Here is a 21305-nt window from a genome sequence, read left to right on the forward strand (position 1 = left end):
GCTGCGTCTTCGCCCCATGGGCCTTACCAGCTTCGTGCGGGAACTGGAGACGCACGAAGGGATCGAGGAATCCGCATGAGCAAGTTCAAGGTAGAGATCGCCACCGGTAGCGACGGCTCTATCGCTTTCGATGTCCCGCTTCGGATCACGAAGCGCGGCTACCGCAAGCTCGTCCAGCTCGTCGGGCCGGAAGCCGCCGAGCGACCTTGGGACGCCCAGCCTACCGCCCTCCAGCGTGCGTTGGGTCGAGCGGAACGCTGGCGCCGAATGCTGGAGTCCGGCGAGGCCACGTCCATCAACGATCTAGCAGCGAGGGAGGGCACTGACTTCAGCTACATCGCCAGACTGCTCAACCTCACAACAATGGCGCCGCAGCTCGTAGCGGCGATCCTAGAAGACACGCTTCCCAGCGGAACCACCGTCAATGATTTGGCCATCAACCCGCCTCTGCTATGGACTGAACAGGTGTCGAGGCTGGAACTTAACAGAGGGCCGTTGCGCAACCAGCGGTTATCGTCGCCTAAGACGGTTTAGGAGTGATCGCGTAGCGCTGTAACACTTGGTCCAAGGCAAAGTGAATCGCCCAAGATTTCGCAGACATACCGTGCGGGCCCGGCGAGAAGTTCACATTACCCCTCGCTGACCGCTACTGGGCCTTACTGGCAAGCCGAAACTTACGTCAGCGCTCATATCACTAAAAACACCTACTGCGATCAAAAACCAGAGTTGCCATGCTGCGAAAAAACGGCGCAACCGGGACTAATTGGCCTCAGCGCGAGAAAAACAGGTGCTGGCGAATTGGCCAAGAGACTGCGAGTGGTCCCACCAAACACCATCCCCATGACGCTCGGGTGTCCGTAAGCTCCAGCCACGACCAGGTCGGTGCGGCTCTCCGCAGCGTAGGCGCCGATTGCTTGACCTGCGTCGCCTACGGACGCACTGCAGCGAACGATCTGGGTTTCGACGCCCTGCCGGCGTAAGTGCGCGCGGATCAGCGCGTCGTGAGTGTGCGGCTAAAAGCAGCCGTCTTCAACTACCAGAATCTCCGCCACGCGCATACGCTGCAGCCAAGGGATAGCATCGTAGACCGCGCGCGTGGCCTCCCGACTAGCATTCCAAGCGATCAGCGCCCGCTCTATTGCAATCGCTCCCGAGCCGGCCGGTAGCGACAGGATCGGGCGGCCGCCGCCGGCGGCCAGTTCCCCGAACAAGCGCTTCGAGTACAGTGCGCCGGGCAGGTCAGCCTCCAGCACCGCCAAGCCGCGCAGGTCGCGCGACCTCAGCTCGCCGAAGATCCGCCCGGAGCGTCCTCCAGCCGCGCGCACTCGATATTCAGCAAGCACTTCGCAAACAAGTAGAAGCAGTACGCATCGCGAAAGGTCGACCCCAGTCCGAACGACACCCGGATGGCGCCGCAGTTTCCCTTGTTGAGGATGTTTTCGTCGAAGGCCTTGCAGTCGAGGATCTTTTCCGTTTTGTCAAGTTCGCAGTGCTCTGCGCCCGCCGTCGTGTACGTGGCCTGCTGCACAGCACCCAAGTTGCAGAAGCATCCGTTACGCACGACGATGCCGAAGGATTCGGCGGCCCGCTTGACGAGCGCATGCGGAAACACGGCGTTGTAGCAATCAAAGAAATTCAGCATGACGGTAGCGCCCTTGTGTTCCGCCGCAGGGCCGTAGATACGGCAAAGGGGGGTCTGGCTCTTGATGTCGTGGTGAAGTTCCTGCAGCCGCGCCTCAAGCCACCGCGCCAGCGCCCCTGATCGCGCGCCGATGCGCTCGAGCCCGATCTGGGACACGAACTGGAATCCCTGGGCGATGGCGTCGAAGGAGGCATAGTTCGGCGTGCCAATCTCAAACCGTTTTCCGTCTTCGCGATGCAGCAGCCGGTCGGTGGGCGACCAGGGTCCTGAGTAGTAGCACACCGAACCTCCCGCGAACGACGGCGGGGTCAGCTCGCGCAGCGCGGACCTGCGGGCGATGAGGCAGCCGGCCCCGGTCGGATGGCCGAAGATCTTGTAGAAAGAGATCGCGATGAAATCCGGCCGATGCACCGAACAATTCAGCCGGGCCTGGGGCACGAACGCGGCCGCATCGCACAGCACCATCGCCCCGCGCTCCTGCGCGAGCCCGATCCACTTCAAGTCGTGGCGGGCGCCCGTCGCATTGGACTGCGCCGGGTATGCCAACAAGTGCCGCCGCCCCGGAGCGAGCCGGTCCAACGAACGCCGCATCGAGCTTTCGAGAATCCGAAGCTCGTTGTCGAGCGGAATGTATTTCACCGACGCGCCCTTGGCTCTCGCATACTCGCGCAGGCCGTGAACCGACGTGTGGTTGTCCTTGGTGAGCAGGACCTGCGAGCCGCTTCCGAACGGGAACGACTCCGCCACCAGCCGGATCGCCCCGCTGGCGTTGGGCGTGAAAATGATTTCGTACTCGTCCGGCGCGCAGCGGAAGAACCGGTAGATTTCCTCCCGAGCCTTCTCATGCGCCGCATCGGACGACTTCGAGCCGCTGTGCGGGTTGCCGAGAATGCTGTTCTTGAGCACCCGATAATCCTGTTCGAGCAGGCTGTCCGGAGCGATCGTGCCGCCGACATGATCCAGGTAGGTGGCCTGCAGGGCGTCCAGCCGCGAGAACTCGCGCTTGCGCAGCGCTTCGGCCTCGGCATCCGGGTAGGCCGGATGTTCGGCCAGGAAGTCCCGCTTCATCATGCGATAAGGCCGCAGCAAGCGCTCCGCCTGCGGCGACAGCGGGCTGTCCGCGTCGCTGCCGATGAGCGCCGGAGCCATTCGGCAAAAGTCGCTCAGTTCGGAAAAATCGGGTGGCTGACTCGGGGTGGCGGCCCTCTTGCAAGCCTCATCGACCTCGCCGCGCAGAAGCCAGGCCTTGACCTGGTAGTTCCGGCTGGGAACCTGCACGTGGAATTCCTGCAGCATCGTGTCCAAGTAGGCGTCGCGCGTGGGCGCGTCGCACTGGTTGAACTCCTCAAGCAAGATGCAGGCATTGAAGAGGAATTCGCGAGTGTCGAGGTCGTCCAGGAAGAAGGAGAGCGCGCGCGAGGTCGCCACTTCGCCGACGCCTCGACTCAGCCCTTCTAGATCGAAGGCGCGGGTGATAGCCGAGGGGTCGGCTAAGCTCAGCGCCGCGCCCATGATGGCCGATGGCGTACCAAAGTGCTTCTGCGATTGTCTCAGGGCCAGATCGAACAACTCGTTGTACTGAAAAACGGTGCCGTAGATCTTTCCGCCCGGACGCAGCACGCGCTTAAACTCGCGGGCGACCCGGACCTTGTCTGGGGGAAACATCAATCCGAAGCCGCAGACGACGACATCGAAACTGTCGTCCGCAAACGGCAGATCCGCCATATCCACGTCGGAATGGAAGGCGACGTTGCGCTTAAGCTCCGCGCTGACCGCCTGCTTGGCCATATCGATGGCGATCTTCGACAAGTCCGTCGCGACGAGCCGCAGGTTCAGCGGCTTGGCCAAGTCTTCGTAGAGGGTGGTGGTAATGCGGCCCGTCCCGCAAGCGACCTCAAGGATGCTCGCTGGAGGAGCGTCCGGACGGATGTCCTTGCGAATCTCCTGAACGAGTAGCTCCCCGTAGGGCTTGAAGAGCCGAGGACCCAAGACGCGCTCATAGAACTCCATGAACGTACTCAGGGACCACTTCTGCTCCGACACCGTCTTACACTGTTGCTGCGCAGTCTTGTGCATTGTGGATTCCTGATGAGCCGGCATTAGTAGTGGCCCGCAGATTTACCGGGCATCGCCAGACGTCTGATCAGCGCAACGCGGCCAGCCGACTATACCGCCACCGAAGATTCGGCCCGCTCGCGAACCCCGATGGATTTCTCGAGGTAGCGCCGAAGCTCGGGCTCGTCGAACGCCGGAGGGAGAATCCCACTGCCTTCGAGCAGGGCCGATGTGTTGTCGTGATTCCAGAGGTAGGTGTGCTGGTACATCTCGATGATGCAGTTGTCCTTGTGCATCGGATCCCGGAACAGATTTAGTACCGGATAGAGCGGGGTCTTCGGGTCGTTCATCCAGCAGGCTCGCCATTGGCGGAAAGGGACAACCTGAAATTCAAAGCCGAAGTAGCGCGCCATCAAGTCGAAGAACTGCTTCAAGGACACGTTGGCCTCTCCGGAATGAATCAGGTTGAACTTCTGCCCCAGGCAGGATGCCTGTCGACCGATATGGGCGATCGCCTTGGTCATGTAGTCAACCGAACTTAAACCTTCGCGAAGTTCATGCAGGTCCGGAACGAGACCGAGTGACAGACACGTCTTCACCAGCCGCCCCCACCATTGGTAACTGGCGCTCAGTCCGGTTTGGCTGTGATACGTGGCGTAACCGAGCCGAAACGTAGCCAACGGCAGACCGCGGGTCTCGGCCAGATCGGCGATCTTTTCCATGACCCATTTGCTTTTAACGTAGCCGATGTCGGCGCAAACGGCGTCCAGATTTTGGTCTATATCGTCGACTTCCGCGGCGACGTCGCGCCCCGTGATCCAGTACCCCCAGCTGTAAACGGAAATGGTTGACAGCAGCATCAGCGCTTTCGTGCTTTTTCTGGCGGCGAAGCGAATGATGTTGACGAGTCCATCGACGTTGTCGCGCTTCATCGCCGCATAAGGCTTGATGAAGTTGACCGAACTAGCCGAGTGGTAGATGACCTCCACGTCGCGGCACAACGCTTCGTAGTCATTCGCCTGAAGGCCAAAACCGGGCGAGGCGATGTCGCCCGGATGCGCCCGGACCCGCGCCAAGTCCGAAGGAGAGATCGGTACCTTGTACTCTTCGACTTTTTCACGGATCCGCTGCATGGCGCCGGCCGCTGTGCGAGCGCGCACGATGCAGTGGACAATGGCGCGCGTGGTGGCGAGCAGTTCGGCGAGCAGATGAATGCCGACGAAACCCGTAGCTCCGGTAAGAACTACGTGACTGGGGCTGATCAATCGATCCGCGTCGAACGGCGCGGAAAAAACGATATCGTCCGGCAGCGTTGCATCGCGTCGCAGCATCGCAGGCGAAATGTAGTCGGAGACGTCATCGATCGCATCTTGCCGTTGCCGAATTTCCGCGGCCAGGGACTCGGCGGTTGGCCGGTTGTAGATGTCGGTAATGCGCAAAGCGAGCCCGAGTTCCTTCGACAAGGCCGCGATCACCTCAGCGGCCAACATAGAATGTCCACCGATGTCAAAAAAATTGTCGTTGCCTTGAAAATCGGAGTGCTCGAGGGCACCTTGAAACGCGATCATAACGGCCCGTTCGACGCGATCTTCAACCTCCTCGAACGTTCGCACCGGCGCGATCGTGCGCGCGAAGTCGGCCATGAGCGCGCCTTTGTCCGTCTTTCCGTTGGAGTTCAACGGGAAGCGATCCAGAACCGCGTAATGCCCCGGCACCATATACTCGGGGAGTACAGCGCGTGCACCTTCACGAACGCCGGCGATGAACTCGCGATGCGGGACTTCGTCGTTACTGCGGATCAGAAAGGCGACCAATTCCTTCGGGCTTCCGTCCGTTGGTGCAGTGGCCGATACGCTGACTTGACGAACGCCAGGCAGCCTGGCCAGAACCACTTCGACCTCGCTGGGTTCGACCAAGTGCCCGCGGATCTTGACCTGCTCATCGACACGGCCGAGGAACTGGATGGATTGGTCCGGCAGCCTACGGCCCAGATCGCCCGTCCGATAGATCCGTTGACCGGCCTCGAACGGGTGCGGTGGGAACTTCTCGGCCGTGAGTCGATGGTTATGAAGATAGCCCCGCGCCAAGCAATCGCCGGAGATGCAGATTTCACCGACATCCCCCGCCGGAACCTCGCGCATGGCCTTGTCCAAGATCCATACATTGGCGCCTTCCACTGGCGTGCCGATCGAAGGTTCGCGACCTAACGACGCGCTGGGCACCAAATGGTACGTACACCAGATGGTGGCTTCGGTCGGGCCGTAGTAATCCACCAACGCAAAATGAATGTGATCCGTCACCACAGGATTGAGCTTTTCGCCACCCGTAAACAAGTATTTCAGCGCAGAGGGCCGAGTGCTGTGCCGAACAACCTCCGCGGCCATGACGGTTGGAACGAAGGCGTGGGTGATTTTCTCGCGGGCAATCCATTTCACCAGTTCGCAGGCGTCTCGTCGAATGTCGTCGTTCAGCAGATAGAGTCTCGATCCGGCGCACAGCGACGACCAGATTTCCCAGTGCGCGACATCGAAGCCCAGCGCGGCCATGGACGTGGACCGACTTTGGTAGTTGACCTGAAAACGACGGTTGTGCCAGTCGATCAACGCGGCCACCGAATGGTGTTCGACCGCAACGCCTTTTGGAACTCCGGTCGTCCCCGAGGTGAAGATGACGTACATCAGGTCGGCCGGAGAGGGAGAATAAAGCGGTACCGGCGACGCGGTCGCGTTACGTCTCAGCGTGTCGATATCGACGACTTGGACGCCCGGATCTGTACGCGAGACGTCCGGTGCGGTCGTCAACAGCCAAGCCGCGCGGCTTTGCTCGATGATGTAGGCCTTCCGCGCCTTGGGGTAAGCGCGCTCGATCGGAACGTAGGCCGCCCCGGACTTAACGATCCCCAGCAGCCCAATAATGAAGTCCGTCGACCGCGTCGCCTCGATGGGCACCAAGTCGCCGGCACCAATGCCTTGACCGACGAGGAATGCCGCAACGGCGTCGCTGTATCGATCGAGTTCGCCATAAGTCAATGTCTCATGGTCGTCGACTATGGCAATGCGATCGCAATCTTGGCGGCGCACCGCGTCCAGAACCGTGCTTTGCCCGTTCATAGCTCCCCCTGATGATTGTGGCTCCATGGTGACTAGGCCTCGACCATTCGCATCCTCAGAACGCAAGATCGTGGAAGACGCCCGCCGGATCGTGGCGTTGTTTCAGTTCCCTAAGACGCTGCCAGGCCGCTTCGGAAAAGCAGCGCGCCACCTCCCGCGAGCGATACTCGAGGTCGAATTCGTTGATATAGCAGTGCGAGGCGATGGGCTGTAGGTCGTCGTACAACGATCGGAGCCATTTCTGGTTGACTTCGTCTTCGTTCGCATCGCTCCATCGAGCGTACGTAGAAAAGTACCAGCGGCCTCGGGCTGAGAATGCGCCATCCGGAAGCGACGGCGAGCCGCGCCAAATGAAGATCGGGAGCGTGGCCAACGAGGGCAAACTCGGTAGATGCGCGATCAGTATCTCCGCCGCACGTTCCGCGTGATCGGTCAGGATGTTGTCGGCAAGATACCGTCCTGCGCCGAACGTCGCGTCGCCGTGATCGTGCAACGCGGTGAAGCCTGTGGCATGTTCTTCGCTGGCCGGAGCCAGGGCCCACGGCAACAGTCGATCAATGATCGACGCATGCAAATCGCTGGCGGTCGTGATGCTCTCGGCGAACGCTAAAGTGGTCAGCGCCACCTCGCGGGGTGGCGCTTGCTGAGCCACGCTTTCATCGGAAGCAATCACCGCAAGCATTACTTGCAGCCGAGGATCGGGCTCGGTGCGTTCCACCGATCTCAGGGTGTCGGCCAGTCTGGTCAGCGGAAGACGCAAACTGCGCGCCGTTATCGCGGCCGGTGCGGCATGGCATTCGAGCTCGAACGATACAGCGGCAAAAAAAACCATCGGCCCACCGCCTCGGGCGGCCCAGAACAAGTCGGAGTTTTCCTCGGCGCTGGCACGACGCAGCACCCCGTCGGCGGTCACCACGTCGAGCGCTTTGATGTGGAAGGCGCTCATCGGCCCCCACTGGCCGAAGTTGATGCCCAATCCGCCCCCCAGCAAGAAGCCGCCCAGGCCGACGGTACCGCTGTGGCCGGTGGCGAAACCCAGGCCATAGGGTGCGAGCGCACGGCTCAGATCGCGACTGGTAACTCCGGGGCCGACGATAGCGCGCTTACGCTGCGAATCGATCGTCAACGCGCGCAGCGCCGACAGATCGAGAAGCACTCCGTTCCGACGAATGAAGGCGTTGGCGAAGCTATGGCCTCCGCTGCGGAGTGCCACAGCAAGTCCATGCTCGCGGCAAGTCCGTATGACTGCGATCATGTCATCGACCGAACGGGGGCGAACGATGTAGTCGGGACGTCGATCAACGTCTCGTTCATTCCAGCGTGCCCGGCATAACCAGGCGTCATAGCCGGGTTCGCTCCGTCGACGAACGGACCCGCTGGCGCCAAGAGCCAACATCTGAACGGCTGATCGCAGCTGATTCAGTGGACTGGACATCCCTATCCCCTTTTGGCGGCGCCTTCGCTGAGGTCGGTGTCTAGAGGACTCGCAATCAAAAACACCGCGGACGCCCTCGGCACGGAGCGGACCATAGGCGGAAAACCACTGTTAAACAGTGATAGCTCGATCAGTACATCGGCAGAGAATCTGTGAGTTTCGGTGAGCGAACAAAGGGTTTGAATCGCCCAGATCGTTGTAGACGACGGCTGTTGCTGCCGATCTGACATCCAGTTGAAGTAGTCCGTTCCTCCTAGGATCTGCCCCTCCGAGAATGCCTCGCTTCCTTGCAAAGCGATTGATTCCATCGCGAATGTGATGGGGTCATCCAAGTCCTTTTGCAGCACCAGCTCGTGACCCAGCCCCAGATAGGTGAAGAACTGCTTGTCGCTAGAAAATTCAACCCCTGCTGCCTGTGCTGCGCCGTCGAAGAAACCGACGATGTAGCCCCGGACCCGTTCGCTCGCGAGGATGACTTCGAAATTATCAACAGACCGGCAGAGAACAAGATTCAGTTCCAACACGGGGCTCGCGGCCGCAACGACTTGCCTAGCATGGTCAGAGATCCCCCATCCCGACTGTTTTTCCTGAGTTTTTCCCTTCAACCATCCGAACATGCCCCCTCCAACACTGAACAGACTATTCGGCATAGAACGCGAGCGGTGAGATCGGCAGGCCATTTAACTCGACGGGCACCCAACTAGGGGGCGAGCTAGTCTTCGCCTAACACCCAACACCCAACACCCAACACCCAACCGGCGGCCAACGCCCGTTGCAAGAGTTCGGCGCGGGTGCTGATGCCAAGCACTCCGGAATGCCCGGGTTCGCATCGTCTTTACCGAGTTGACCGAGATCCTCCGTTCCGCCCCGATCGCCGAGCGCTGCTGCCAGGGACAGACCTGCGGCGAACTTCCATCGCCGTGGCCGCTCGCCAACGGGCGCTACCCGCGTACGCGATTTCATCGCGGGCCGGCCAACGCGATGGCGTCGGCGCCTGCAGGGAAATGGAACTGGTCCGTTTCGTCGTGGGCAGCGCGCCAGATCGCGTCAGCGACATCCAGCGGCTGCGTCGTCGCCCGCGGGTGGGCGAACGCCTCGAAGATCGGACGGGCGAAGTCCGCATAGGTCTGCGGTATCAGGCCGTTCATTCGCTCGGCGCCGTTTTCCGCGAAGCGCGTCGCCGGGCCATAGCCGGGTTCGACCAGCTTGACCCGGATGCCAAAGGCGCCGAGTTCGTGCGCCAGTGACCCCGTGAAACCCTCGACTGCCGTCTTGCTGCCCGTGTAGGCCGCGGCGAGCGGCATGCTGGCCAGCGTGACGCTCGAGGTGACGTTGACGATCGCGCCCGACCGGCGCGCGCGCATCTGCGGGATGACGGCCTGGGTCACCGCCATGGTGCCGAACGTATTGGTGTCGAAGACCTCGCGCACCGTTTGCATCGGCGTGGCCTCGAAGGCACCTACTACGCCGATGCCCGCATTGTTGACGAGCACGTCGATCTGGCCCGCCTCCGCGATAGCGCGCCCGATACTGCCGGCGTCGGTGACATCGAGCGCGACTAGCTTGACCCGGTCGGATACGGGCAACAGGCCTGGGTTCGGCCGGCGCATGGTGGCGACGACATTCCATCCGCGATCGTGGAAGTAGCGGGCGGTTTCGAGGCCATAGCCGGAGGAACAACCGGTGATCAGTACCGTCTTCATTGCAGGAACTCCTTGATGGTGGGTGTGGCCACGATAAGGAGTCGATTCGATACTTTCGATGAGGTAGAGTCCATAAAACATTCTCTAGAGTCCGATCATGAGCGACCCCCTTGCCGAGCTGATCGCCCTCCTTCGGCCCAGCAGGGTCGTCGGGAAGAGCATTTCCGGCGCCGGGCGTTGGGGCGTGAGGTACTCCCCGTTCGGATATCCGGGGTTTTGCGTGGTGACGGATGGGGCCTGCCTGCTACATGTTGATGGCGTCGATCCGTTGCATCTGCAGGCAGGCGACTTCGTGTTCCTGCCCGCGACGCCGGGATTCGTCCTCTCGGGATTCGAGCCTGTCGAACCGGAGCCGGGCGATCCCGTCGCCATCGAGGGACAAAGCCTCGAGCTGCGCCATGGTTCCCTCGACGGGGAGCCGGACGTGCGCATGCTTGGCGGCTATTTCGTCTTCGACTCGCCCGACACCGCGTTGCTGGTGGCGCTGCTTCCGCCGGTCGTCCATGTCCGCGGCGAGGACCGCCTTGGCGTACTGGTGCGGCTTCTGCGCGAGGAAGCACTGCAATCGCGGTTGGGGCGCGACCTCATCCTCACCCGATTGGTCGAAGTGCTGCTCATCGAGGCATTGCGTGCGGCGCCCGGTGAGACAGCGCCAGCCGGACTGCTGCGCGGCCTGGCCGACGAGCGCCTAGCACTGTCGATCCGGGAGATGCATCGCGACCCGTCGCGTGCATGGACGGTGGAGCAGTTGGCCAAGTCCGCCGCGCTGTCGCGATCGGCCTACTTCCAGCGCTTCACCCGGGCTGTGGGGATGCCCCCGATGGAATACTTGCTCGCGTGGCGAATGGCGATCGCAAAGGACATCCTCGACCGGCAGGACTTGGTGATCGAAAAGGTCGCGGAACGCGTGGGCTACTCATCGGCGAGCACCTTCAGCACCGCGTTTAACCGCTATGTCGGCCGATCGCCGAGCGGCTATGCGCGGGAGAGGCGTCGACTGCGTGCATGCGTCGCTTGATGTCTGCTATGGGTCGAAAGCGGGTGCTAGCGCCGCCGCCTCGCCGGCGCCGCTCGCCGACCAGCGCTTGGCCAGCGACGGCCGCGATTGGTCGGCGAGTTATCCACAAGGAGGCCGTTTGGCGATTTTTGCGCCTCTCTCCGAGCTTTTTCTCCAAGCCTGTGGTCGGTCGACCATTGCTCGCCCTTGAAAATCAGGCGCTTACAAAAGCCGGTTTTTTCTCCTTTTGACCCCGAAGCGCGGCATCAACCGCTTGATCCGACCATTGATGCTGTCCCCCCCGCTTCGGGAGCGATAGTTCAACGACACCAGCAGCTCAGCCTGGTCGTGCTCTATATGCTGCCCTCGCTGGATGGCCAGTTGGGATGGCTTTCCACGTAGCAACTTTAAGCAGACACCGTGTCGCGGCGGGGGCTAACTGCTCATACTCAATTGCAAAGGGGAACGCATGGCCACTAAGAAAACTGCTCCTACTAAGAAGGCGGTAAAGCGCGTAGCTAAGCCCATCCGTCAACGCAAAGCGAAAGCCGATGGCTCTGTGGGCTCGCTCCAAAAGACTATCGAGCAGAATTATGGTCTTCCCACCGGGAGCATCAAGATCGTCTATCCGAGTGGTCGAAAGGCTCGCATCGATGCAGATATTGGGGCTCTGCGCGCACACTGGAAGAAGCGCGGAAAGTAATTCATTGAATCGAAGTCGCTTCGTGGCTCGGCTTAACTCAGGCATTAGACACACATGACGGTTCGCGATCTGTCCGTTATAAAAGGCCTAGACCCGAAGACTATCGAGGAGGCGCTCGTTGTTCTGCGCCGGGAATCGGATCGGGGCGCCATCTTAGTGGCAATAGCAATCCTAGATAGCGTCTTCGCGGGCCGATTAGAGCAGCTTCTAAGCCATGGAAATTCGGATGCCCGCTCGCGCCTTTTGACGCGATCATTCAATTCGTTTGCTTCGAAGGTCGATGTCGCGTACTGCATTGGGATGATCCCCAAGCTGCTGTATCAAGACATTCGCCTTCTCAATAAGCTGCGCAATCAATGCGCGCATGAGTGGGGAGATTTCCGCGTCACCCAACAGATTGTGGATGCCTACATTAAACCAATGGGCATGAAACACGCGCTCGATGCCGCAAATGAGGTCAACCCAATCCTATTTCCGCCTGGCTGCCCTCCCAGGCAAATACTTATCAGCACTCTCGCCGCACTGATTACTTTTGCGAACCTTTTCAAGCCACTACCAAGAGCCGCAGTCACGGAGTCGACAGGTGTTGACGGCTAACAATTCATCCAAGCCGAAGTTGCCTCGCTGCTCGGCTTAATTCTGGTGTTCGGTCACAATTGGGGGCGCCATGGCTCAAAGAAAAGATGAGGAAAGCACCCACTTCGAAAACTATGCGGAGTACTCCAAGACTCTACGATCTTGGCTTGTTGCATATGGCATCGGCGGACCAGTGCTGCTCCTTACGAGCAAAGATGCCCCTGCAAAGATTTCAGAATCGCCACACCTCAATTTAATAATCTCGCTGTTCGTTGCTGGCGTCGCTCTGCAAATATTTCTTGCCTTCATCAACAAGTGGGCTGCTTGGCAGATGTATAAAGGTGCTTGCATCGATGGATACCAGACCACCAAGACTTACCGGGCCTGGGACTGGATCAATAGCCAAAGCTGGATAGATTTTCTTATTGACTTTGGAGTTCTCGTCTCGTTCTCGCTGGCAACATGGCTGATGCTTAGCACGCTCCTCATTGTTACAGCCGCTACCTAACAATTCATTCAATCCGAAGCGGATTGGCGGCTCTATATTTAGGAGGCGAAATGGATGTTCCCGCGGTCAGGGGTTACGGTGGCCACAATCCAGAGTCTTTTGATGACTACTACAAGCGCTGGCCAGCTGAGCTTAGTAATTTTCCTAGATGTGTCGTTGAAAACTGGGTGCATCGGCATTGGCAAGATTTCGAGAGCCTTTGGCTTAATCGATCTATCGAGTTATTCTCGTTTGAACAAGTAAGTCTCGGAAATAGTCAAGTTATGGAGATTGAACACACCGCGACCTGGCTTAAGACGCTCGACTGTTGGAGTGATGGACTCTTCAAGAACAAAGCGCGTCAAGAGACCTGGCTCGGAAAATATATGCTGGAAAACGGTACAACGCCTGCGCCAATGATCATTGCTCCCGACGCTAGTGGCTTAAAGCATCCTAGAGGCTGGCCAATGCACAAGAATCAACTGATCGAAGGTCACATGCGTCTTGCCTACCTCCGCGGGATGATTCGCCGCAGTCATCCGACATTAAAGTCGGCGCATATTGTCTGGCACGTGTCAATGCCAAGCGTATAGATTTCGCTGAAGCCACTTCCCTGCTCCACCTGATTCAGTCGAGAAATTCCAATCAAAACCCAAGGAACAGCACCTCATGGGTACTTGGTCGCACGAGCCATTCGGCAATGACACCGCAAACGACTGGGCGTACGGCCTAGAGGAAAGCCAAGACTTCTCGCTCGTCGACGAAGCACTGCAGCGCGTGATCGATACTGGCGATGAGTATCTCGACGCGGATGTCGCCGCCGAAGCAGTCGCAGCAGCAGAGGTGATTGCGAAGGCCCTGGGTAGAGGAACGCAATCGGATGTCTACACCGAGAAAGTCGATAGTTGGTTAGCCTCATCCGCACCCGAACTTGAGCCAGGGCTGGCCACCAAGGCTCAATCGGCACTACTCCGCGTCCTCGGCCAGGACTCTGAGCTGCGCGAGCTGTGGGAGGAGGGGGGAGTTCGTTCTCTGGGAACGCTCAATCAATTCATTGCGATCGGCCATTACCGGCTGAGGTGCGTACCGCTTTTCGAGCCCTATCGGGGACGGGCCCTCGTTGGAACGATGCCGCCACTCGGGGTTGTAGAACAGCTCGATGTAGTCGAACACACCCGGTGCCGCGGTAGCCTGCGTCGGGTACGCGGCAGCGGCGTAGCCGCCGCCGGAGTCGCTTATCGGCGCCCGCACTGCGGCGGCGACACTCCGCCGTCTTCAGTCTGAGTAAGGCTCCGGATTCGCCAGCGCCGCGCCGCGGTGATCGGACTGAGTGGGGTCGTTGCGATAGTTGTCCACCCACTGGCTCCAGCCATAGCCGAGTCGCGCGTCCTCGTCGTACACGTAGCCGTAGCCGTAGCCGGTCACGCTGAAGCGGTTGTCGACCACGCTCAACGCGCGGCCGTAGCTATTGCCCCAGCGCGACTCCAGGATCAGTTGGTAGCCCTGGCCCTCGAACAGGTTGCCCTCGACGCGGACTTGGTCGATGTCGGCGGCGGTCTGGAAGAACAGCGAGCCGGTGTCATTGCCCGAGCGGATGTCGAGACGGTTGTTGCGGATCAGCATGCGCCGCAATGGATTGACGGCGGTGGAGAAGTCGCGCACGGTCGCAGCCGAGTTGTGCGACGCGCTGGAGCCGGTGCCGTAGGAACGCAAGCGGTGGACGTAGTTGCCGTCGGCGACGGCGTCGTATTGCGGGCCGGTGTTGTAGAAGCAGATGCCGCTGCCGGTGTCGTGAATGTAATTGCGCTCGAGGATGCCCACGCCGAGGAACGCGCACGAACGCGAGATGCGCTTTTGCGCGATCAGCGCGCCGGAGATTTCCGAGTCGCGGATCTCAACCCGGCCCTTGGCCGGCGGGCAGCTGTCGTTGACGCAGCGCGAGTAATCGGTCGTGGTCAGCACCGCGGTGCCCTCGCTGAGCGAGGTCGGGCGGAAGCACGAGCGTTCGATGACGATGTCGCCGGCCGACAGGTCCAGCGGCGCCTCGAAGCGCACGTCGCTAATCCGCGTGCCCGCCGGAAGTTTGGCGTTGCCGGTGTAGCGAGGCAGGGAATCGCAGGTATACCGGCCCAGCGCGGCCAGGCCGGTGTTGGTGGGGGTCAGCTGCCAGCCGCGCAGCGCTTGTTGTGCGTTGGCGGTGCCGGCAAACGCGACCAGCGCGCCGCAAGCGAGGAGGTGGACGATCCGGGCAGAGCAGGCGGCGCGTGCAGGTGTTCCGACATTCATCATGGCTCTCTCTCGGGAAGGTGGTCGTTAAGGGGAATGCGCGTCCGCAGGCTCGACTGAGGGGGCGCTCCGCTGGGCCGGGGCGACCTTTGGCACCGCGCTGGCGAACCGTCCGGCGGTTCGGTTCTTCGCCGGCACTATGATCCGGACCGGCGGTCATTCGTCGGCTTGCTCTGCATCACGCTTGTACAGTTGATTGCGCGCACGCAGTCGATCCAGGACAGCCTCGGTCCTTGACGCGCAAGCAACTAGACGGGAGATGCACGGGGAGCGGTGCGTCGAGTAGGCGGCGCCGGGCTCAATTCGCGCTCGCGGCCGACGGCGCAGCAGCTTTGCCGACCCAGGCTTCTGCGTCGACGATACGCTGCGAAGACTGCTCCCTGGCGACCCGTTCGAGCATCGCGCGATTGCTGTAGCTGCCGACGACCATGATGCGCTTGCCCGGGTGGTCGCGGACGGCCTTCCGCACTTGGCTGGCCATGTAGCCGTCCCAGCGGGCCTGGGCGGCCGCGAAATCCGGGCCGGCCAGCGCGAACTGGGCCGACTGCAAGCCATAGGCCACCGCCGCGGTCTTTTCGTCCTGGACCTGCCCTGGCTGCTGCCAGTAGGCCAGAAGCGCTTCGTCGGTCGCCTCGTCCAGGCGAATTAGGGCTGCGGCTCCGATCGGGTTGCGTTGTTTGAGCGCTGCGAACGCCGCCCCCGCCTGGCGAGTAATTTCTGCATAAAGATCGCCGCCGGGCTCCATGGCGACGGCATTAACTCGCATCTCGGCGAGCAGCGGCCAGATCACCGCCGGATATTCCGGCCGCCCGGGAGTCGGCTTTTTCTCCGCGAGTTCGTCGGGCCTGACTTCCAGGACCAGGACGTCCGGACGGAAATCGACGATCGCCGAGCGCAGACGATCATAGCCAAAGGCCGGCTCGCGATCGTGCAGACCATGCAGGGCGCCGATGACGACGACCCGGTCGTCGGCGTCGAATGCCTTGATCGAGCCTATCCACAGCAACAGGACGGGGAGAGCGAACAGCAAGGCAGAGTACATGTTGCGCACGGCGAAGCACCTCGTTCCAGTACCTGGGGGCACGCTAAACCCGGGTCGGCCGCAGAAGCCAGCGCAATTCTGCGAGCGGGACCGTCCTGTCGGTGAGCGGGCTCAGCGGGCTAGAACGCTGGCGAGGTTGTCCCGGTACCGCCGGCTCAGGCGTAGGGTGTGGCCGCCCTGCAGGACCACGCTGGCGTCGCCCCGGCCCAAGCTGCGGATCTCGCAGATCCGGTCCAGGCGCACGATCGCGCCGCGATGGATGCGGGCGAAGTCCGCCGGGAGCTCGTCGGTCAGAGCGGCGAGCGACCGATCCATGAGCAGGCTGCGGCCGCCGGCGTGCACCTCGGCGTAGTCGCCGGCGGCGGCGATCCAGTCGATCTCGTGAAAGCGGACCAAGCGCGAGCCGGCGCCCACGCGAACCCACAACCCCTCGCTTTCGGGCCGTTCCGGCGCCGCCTCGGCGGCGCCGGGGCGCTGGCGCAGGTGCCGACGGATCAGCACGGCGATGATCAAAGCGGTATAGGCGAAGGCGGCCTTGTCCAAGTTGGCCAATACCACCGGCCATACCATCGCCGACGGGTTCGGCAGCCCCGACCCATAAACGGGCCAGAAAACGACGACGAACAAGGCGACGTGCAGTGCGGTAGCGAACAAGTATCCGAACACGGCGATGGCCGCCTGCTGGACTTTGTTCAAACGGCTTGCGAATAAGCGATCGGCCGCGGCCATTATCGCCGGCGCCAAAACCGCCCAAACCGAGAATATCGCCGCGGTATAGCCCAGCGTGCTCCACCAATCCTGAGGACGGCCCCGGTAGGCGGCGAAGGCCTGCCCTTGAGCTGCGCTGATCAAGGTCGCCAACGCCCACACCGCCACGCCCAGCAGTATCGAGCGCGCGCTGTGTGCAGGCAGGCGCGCCTCGATCTGGGTTCGAATCTTGTCCCACGCCTTTCGCATCGAAGTTCGATTCTCTCGGGGAACTCGGAGCGGGAGTCTGCTGGGTTTTGCTGCGCTTGTAACCTGCCCTTGGTGGCGGCACGGCAGGGACAGCGCTCGCTCGCCGGCAGGCCCAGGCTCGCTTTCGTGGGCGCCTCGGCCCGCGGCGGTATCGCGATCCCGCCGGACGAGCTACCCGGCTCAGCCTAGCGCGTCGCCGCGCGCATGGAAGAACTCGGTGGCGGCCGCGCCCGCGCCCGATCGCCGCACGGTCCCCGCGCCTGGGCCGCCGCAGCCCCCTCGGGATCTGCTGCGCCCATGCGCGTGCTGCCGGCCGGCTGGAAGCCCTTGAGGTCGGCGAGACCTGGGATGTCCACGACGTCGAGCGGGCGTTCGACTTCCAGCGCCATTGGGCCGCACCGATGGACCGTACGCCGCCTGGGCTGCGCGCCCATCTGCAGCAGATGGAATGGGAGGCGCGGGAAACCTCGCCGACGTTCGTGCGGCTCCATAGCTCGATGGGTATGCCTTAGATTCGCCGAGTACGACGGTGTGGAAGAGCGCCCGGTATCCGAACCGATGGGTAAGCGATTGGAGTTCCCTGCTGGGTATCGACCATCCACCAAACTCAGGGATAGCAGCGCTCACAAAGCGAAGCACGATTTGTTTGCAAGTGAGTCAAGCCGTGCTTTATTGGTCGTAGAAACACGACACAACCCAACTCGCCAATGGCCCGTCCGGACTCGGCCCTGAATTGCGTTTCAGGGGCGCCTTGGGTCTTTTGGTTGCGAATCCTCCTTGCCAAACTTTTCGAGTCGCAAACATGAGCAGCGAAAACAAAATCCCCGACCCAAAAACAGCAATCTCTCTTTTAGAACGGTACAACGACGTAACTTTCGTCCTAATGATCGTCAACGCGGTTGCGGCCGCGGATCTGTTCCTGTCCTACAACCTCGGCAAGAATCTTCTAACCTTCGACTGGACGTTTGGAGTCCAGGGGCTTGGCGTCGGCTGGGTCGTACTTTTTTTCGTTTCCTTGCTACTCCTGTTCTCAGTTGGCAGCAGCGTAATAGTTGCCCTGGGCGAATATGTCTGGCGACTCTTGCCCGAGCGCGATATGCCGACTGGTGGCGGTCCAGATCCCTGGAACGTAACGCCGCGCCAACTTGAAGAACACGCCTTAGCCGAAAAGGACGCTCTCCTATTGAGTTTGGTCGTCAAGGCCAGAGAAGAGGACGACGCCAGGCGGCGTGATCATCAGCGCCGACTGTCGGTCACCGCATTGGCTTGGCCTCTACTGTTCGCCGAGTTGTACATGCCGGGGACGGTTGTTAACGGCGCCCCCACCTTTGTGCAGTTGATCTGCGGCGTTCTGGCGATCGGCTCTTTCATGCTGTTCATGGACTTGATGGAGCTTTCGCAGTACCGCCCGACCCAGATCTTCTACCCGCCGCTCGCACGTTTGTACCGACAGCGCTGGGAGAACCAGAGGGGGAGTTAGCCGCCGGAGGAGCCTGTAGCTGCCCCTGCATCCTATAGGCGCGTTCTATCGGGCTGTTTGCTCCCTTGCGTGAACCTACCAGTTCGAATCCGGTAGGCATGGGCGCGCCAATTTCCGGCGGGGAGCTCTCTCCGCGCTCCGCGCGCCCCTCTCAAAGCCTCTCTATCGGCGGGCTTCAGCGAGGGGCGTTTGGTTTTGGGAAGCCGGCACCCTGCGCGAATCCGCCCGTTTCCGCCTCACGGCGACCGATGCTCAACGGCGGCGGCTTATACATTGGCGCAACCGGTCCCGAGCCTGGTGGCCGCTGTGCCATTCGCCCCAGATGAACGTCTCGTCGCCCGACGTGACCTCAAAGTCCTGCACATCCTTGATCGCATCCAGCAACGCCTGGGTTGAAGGAACCGCGAACATCACCATGCCCATCCGCTTTTCCCATGGAAAAGATCCGCGAAAAGCCTGCACCTGCTGAGTTTCTCCGGACTGTTTCAAGCTGAGGCGCTGCCGTACGATCTCTTTCGTCGGCGCAATTCCGGCCCCATAAAAAGCGAGAAACGTGCCCGGATTCTCGCCGGCCCAGTCCATGAGCATGACGCCTCCCTGTGGCGTCAGAAAGCTGGCAAGACAAATCTGCTTGTGATCGCTCCTGCTCGCCTCGGGATATTCCCAGTACCCCTGTTTCAGACGACGATAAGCGGGGTCCTTCATCCGCTCGGCCTCGCGCCATTCCTCGGCCTTGCGCGACCCTTCCATCAGGATCTTCCATTCTTCGGGGTCAAAACGCCGAAAAGGGAGGCCGTCGACATAGCTGCCGTTTTCTTCCTCTCGATCACCCGCCGCCTCTTCGATGGGGCCCATCGGAGCACAGGCCTCCCACCCCGCACTTCCGCCCCCGGTCGGATAGTAGCCGGGTGGGCATCGACCCTCGGCGTGGGCCGGAGAGCCGAAGGCGCAAGCCAAAAGCGATAGGCCGGCAGAAAAGAACCAGTAAGACAACGGGCGCATAAGAGGTCCTGTGGTTATTCGGTTCGACTTGTCAGAAGCGAACAGGTTCCGGCAGTTTCGAGATCATCGATCGCCCTCCTCTCCCCAAAAAAGGGCGCGTCCCCGTACTTCGTCCCCAAACCCGTCGGCGAGATTGCCTGCCTCCCGCTACAGCGCACTATATCGTCACAGATCGTGGTTTCGTTCAAATGGATCTTGAGCATACCGGTGGCCGACGGTCTGCCGCGTCGCGCTCGACTCAAAAGAGCGGTTTGATGGCGTGGATGAATCCACGGCCAGGAGTGGAACCATTCGTGTCCCGAACGCGACGATAGGGAGTTCCATCTGCAAGTGCGGAGTTTCCCATTCGCGAACGACTTCGGAATGCGGCGGCGGTGGGCCTGGCATTTCGGTGGTCGAAATTTGCGCAACAGCGGTGCGGTTGGCATTGGCGCCCAGGGTGCAGGGTTCCGCATTGTGGGTTCTCAAGCGATGCCGTCTTGATGGCGTTTGGCGGGATCTGCATCGGCCGCAAGATCGTCCAGATCCCCAATCCCGGATGACACGCGTCCCAGCGGCGCCACCGAAAACGATCTGACGGTCGATCCGCCGCGGCTATGGACCGATCAGAGGGGGCGGCTACGATCGAAACGTAGGCAAACGGTCTGGCTTGAGCTTGGCGATCCGGTCGCGGACCACGCACCGTTGTCGCCTGTGTTTTGCGACATTGCGGTGCTCGGCGAACTGCGGGTGCCGTAGCGCGTTGACCCAACGTCCAGGCGCGTTCGTCTGCCGGTCCGGTGTCTAGGGGCAGGCATCCACGGGTCCCCTTGGGCCGCAGATTGGCCGTCCAGGGGCGGGTAAATGCATTGATATTGATGTATAGAACATCTGTTGATATGCTCATTCCATCTCCCTGGCCCCTTGTGGGGCCTTGATGCCGGAAGCCCCTGGAATGACATCTGCCCGACATGCCCGCGCAGCGACAAGGGCGCGAGATGCCCAGCCCGGTAGCGCCATGACCCCGGACCGAATGGCCTTTGTCGCATCCGCGCAAGGCGTGGACAGTGAGGGCGTGCCGGTGAGCGCCGTGGTCTTGTGCTGGCCCACGGTGCCGCAGGCATGGGTTGAGGTTGGGTATTGCTTGCGCGCCATGCTGGTTGAACGGGGGAGGATGCTGCCCGGCATACCTTTGCCGGCGCGAGCATCTTGGCTCCGCGATTGCGCGCCGCAACTGGCGGCTCCGTTTCAGCGAACCGCCCTGGCGGAGGAAACCTCCGTTGCGGCCCTGCTTTCTCGGGCGGCAATGCGTGTGGCCGTCACGGTGGTTGGTGTCGGTCCGTCTCGAGTTGCCGCGCCGAGTTCCCGGGCGATGCCCCTGGAGGGGTGCTTGACGACGTTTGACCGCGAAGCGAGTTCGGCATCGAAACGCGACTGTGCGTTCGTGGTCAGCGCGGCGCAGCCCGAGTCGATTCGAGCGGAGTATCTCGATTCGCTGGAGCTCGCGCGCTCCCGTATGCCGGGCTCGTCGCTGTTGCGAGACCTTCAGTTGACCTTTCTGCCGAGCGGTACGGAGCCTCTGCCGACGGAGCTGGCGAATGTGGTTGCCACTTCGGTGCTTCGCCATCTCCAGTCACACGGCGACACCGACGCGGTGTTCGACGCCGTCAGGTCCAAGTTTGCGAACGATCCGTTCCCGCGGGGTTGGGGCAAGACCCGATTGAAACGTGCGACCCGATAAAGCGCGCAAGCGATTGCGACCGCCCAATGCTCTGTGGAGCTTACGCATGTTGCGACAGCGGCTGATGGCAATGTCCTTCGGACCCAATGAGGTGATGCGGTGGTAGCCGG

General features: G+C 61.4%; 18 protein-coding genes. 8 read left to right on the plus strand and 10 right to left on the minus strand.

Annotated elements, in window-relative coordinates:
* The first annotated feature begins 75 nt into the window (after positions 1-75).
* Positions 76-534: a hypothetical protein gene (locus tag TX83_RS05715; RefSeq protein WP_064746973.1), complete on the plus strand. Its 459-nt coding sequence runs from the start codon at positions 76-78 to the stop codon at positions 532-534.
* Positions 535-713: 179 nt separating this feature from the next.
* Here TX83_RS05715 and TX83_RS24185 read toward each other — a convergent pair whose 3' ends face one another.
* From TX83_RS24185 to TX83_RS05750, 6 genes are all read right to left on the minus strand, one after another.
* On the minus strand, positions 714-995 hold the full coding sequence (locus TX83_RS24185; RefSeq protein ID WP_079248063.1) for a universal stress protein: 282 nt from the start codon (positions 993-995) through the stop codon (positions 714-716).
* Between the two features lie 284 nt (positions 996-1279).
* Positions 1280-3718, minus strand: a complete 2439-nt coding sequence (locus TX83_RS05730; protein WP_079248064.1) for an aminotransferase class V-fold PLP-dependent enzyme — start codon at positions 3716-3718, stop codon at positions 1280-1282.
* 89 nt (positions 3719-3807) lie between these two features.
* The gene (locus tag TX83_RS05735; RefSeq protein ID WP_064746975.1) at positions 3808-6807 is read right to left on the minus strand and encodes an amino acid adenylation domain-containing protein; all 3000 of its coding nucleotides are present in this window, start codon (positions 6805-6807) and stop codon (positions 3808-3810) included.
* 55 nt (positions 6808-6862) lie between these two features.
* Positions 6863-8242, minus strand: coding sequence for an FAD-binding oxidoreductase (locus TX83_RS05740; protein WP_079248065.1), 1380 nt, complete (start codon positions 8240-8242; stop codon positions 6863-6865).
* A gap of 2 nt (positions 8243-8244) precedes the next feature.
* Positions 8245-8859 (minus strand): hypothetical protein, encoded by a 615-nt coding sequence (locus TX83_RS05745; protein WP_064746977.1) that lies wholly within the window; start codon positions 8857-8859, stop codon positions 8245-8247.
* Between the two features lie 342 nt (positions 8860-9201).
* Positions 9202-9945, minus strand: a complete 744-nt coding sequence (locus TX83_RS05750; protein ID WP_064746978.1) for an SDR family oxidoreductase — start codon at positions 9943-9945, stop codon at positions 9202-9204.
* A gap of 97 nt (positions 9946-10042) precedes the next feature.
* Between TX83_RS05750 and TX83_RS05755 the strand changes: the two genes are divergently transcribed.
* The 5 genes from TX83_RS05755 (at position 10043) to TX83_RS24190 (ending at position 13992) form a co-directional block, all read left to right on the plus strand.
* Positions 10043-10963, plus strand: coding sequence for an AraC family transcriptional regulator (locus TX83_RS05755; RefSeq protein WP_064746979.1), 921 nt, complete (start codon positions 10043-10045; stop codon positions 10961-10963).
* Positions 10964-11699: 736 nt separating this feature from the next.
* The gene (locus TX83_RS22580; protein WP_141233378.1) at positions 11700-12242 is read left to right on the plus strand and encodes a hypothetical protein; all 543 of its coding nucleotides are present in this window, start codon (positions 11700-11702) and stop codon (positions 12240-12242) included.
* 70 nt (positions 12243-12312) lie between these two features.
* Complete coding sequence (locus TX83_RS22585) at positions 12313-12729, plus strand: hypothetical protein (RefSeq protein ID WP_141233379.1); 417 nt, start codon at positions 12313-12315, stop codon at positions 12727-12729.
* A gap of 50 nt (positions 12730-12779) precedes the next feature.
* On the plus strand, positions 12780-13301 hold the full coding sequence (locus TX83_RS05760) for a hypothetical protein (RefSeq protein ID WP_261370028.1): 522 nt from the start codon (positions 12780-12782) through the stop codon (positions 13299-13301).
* 76 nt (positions 13302-13377) lie between these two features.
* Positions 13378-13992: a DUF4259 domain-containing protein gene (locus TX83_RS24190; protein WP_222423724.1), complete on the plus strand. Its 615-nt coding sequence runs from the start codon at positions 13378-13380 to the stop codon at positions 13990-13992.
* Here the strand turns inward: TX83_RS24190 and TX83_RS05770 are convergent.
* The 3 genes from TX83_RS05770 to TX83_RS05780 all read right to left on the minus strand — a co-directional run bounded on the left by TX83_RS05770 (position 13984) and on the right by TX83_RS05780 (position 16993).
* Positions 13984-14997: a hypothetical protein gene (locus tag TX83_RS05770; protein ID WP_064746981.1), complete on the minus strand. Its 1014-nt coding sequence runs from the start codon at positions 14995-14997 to the stop codon at positions 13984-13986. The genes TX83_RS24190 and TX83_RS05770 overlap by 9 nt on opposite strands.
* A gap of 295 nt (positions 14998-15292) precedes the next feature.
* A complete protein-coding gene (locus TX83_RS05775) occupies positions 15293-16045 on the minus strand; it encodes a hypothetical protein (protein WP_141233380.1) in 753 nt (250 codons plus the stop codon).
* A 102-nt stretch (positions 16046-16147) separates the two neighbouring features.
* The gene (locus TX83_RS05780) at positions 16148-16993 is read right to left on the minus strand and encodes a LytR/AlgR family response regulator transcription factor (RefSeq protein WP_064746983.1); all 846 of its coding nucleotides are present in this window, start codon (positions 16991-16993) and stop codon (positions 16148-16150) included.
* Positions 16994-17795: 802 nt separating this feature from the next.
* On the opposite strand from TX83_RS05780, the gene TX83_RS05785 reads away from it, so the two are divergent.
* On the plus strand, positions 17796-18473 hold the full coding sequence (locus TX83_RS05785) for a hypothetical protein (protein ID WP_141233381.1): 678 nt from the start codon (positions 17796-17798) through the stop codon (positions 18471-18473).
* Positions 18474-18725: 252 nt separating this feature from the next.
* On the opposite strand, the gene TX83_RS05790 is transcribed toward TX83_RS05785, so the two are convergent.
* Positions 18726-19328, minus strand: coding sequence for a hypothetical protein (locus TX83_RS05790; RefSeq protein ID WP_064746985.1), 603 nt, complete (start codon positions 19326-19328; stop codon positions 18726-18728).
* 1144 nt (positions 19329-20472) lie between these two features.
* On the opposite strand from TX83_RS05790, the gene TX83_RS22590 reads away from it, so the two are divergent.
* Entirely contained in the window at positions 20473-21195 is a 723-nt protein-coding gene (locus TX83_RS22590; RefSeq protein ID WP_141233382.1) for a hypothetical protein, read from the plus strand.
* Positions 21196-21305: the final 110 nt, after the last annotated feature.

Origin of the sequence: Lysobacter antibioticus HS124, from assembly GCF_000336385.2 — a bacterium.
Lineage (GTDB): Bacteria > Pseudomonadota > Gammaproteobacteria > Xanthomonadales > Xanthomonadaceae > Lysobacter > Lysobacter firmicutimachus.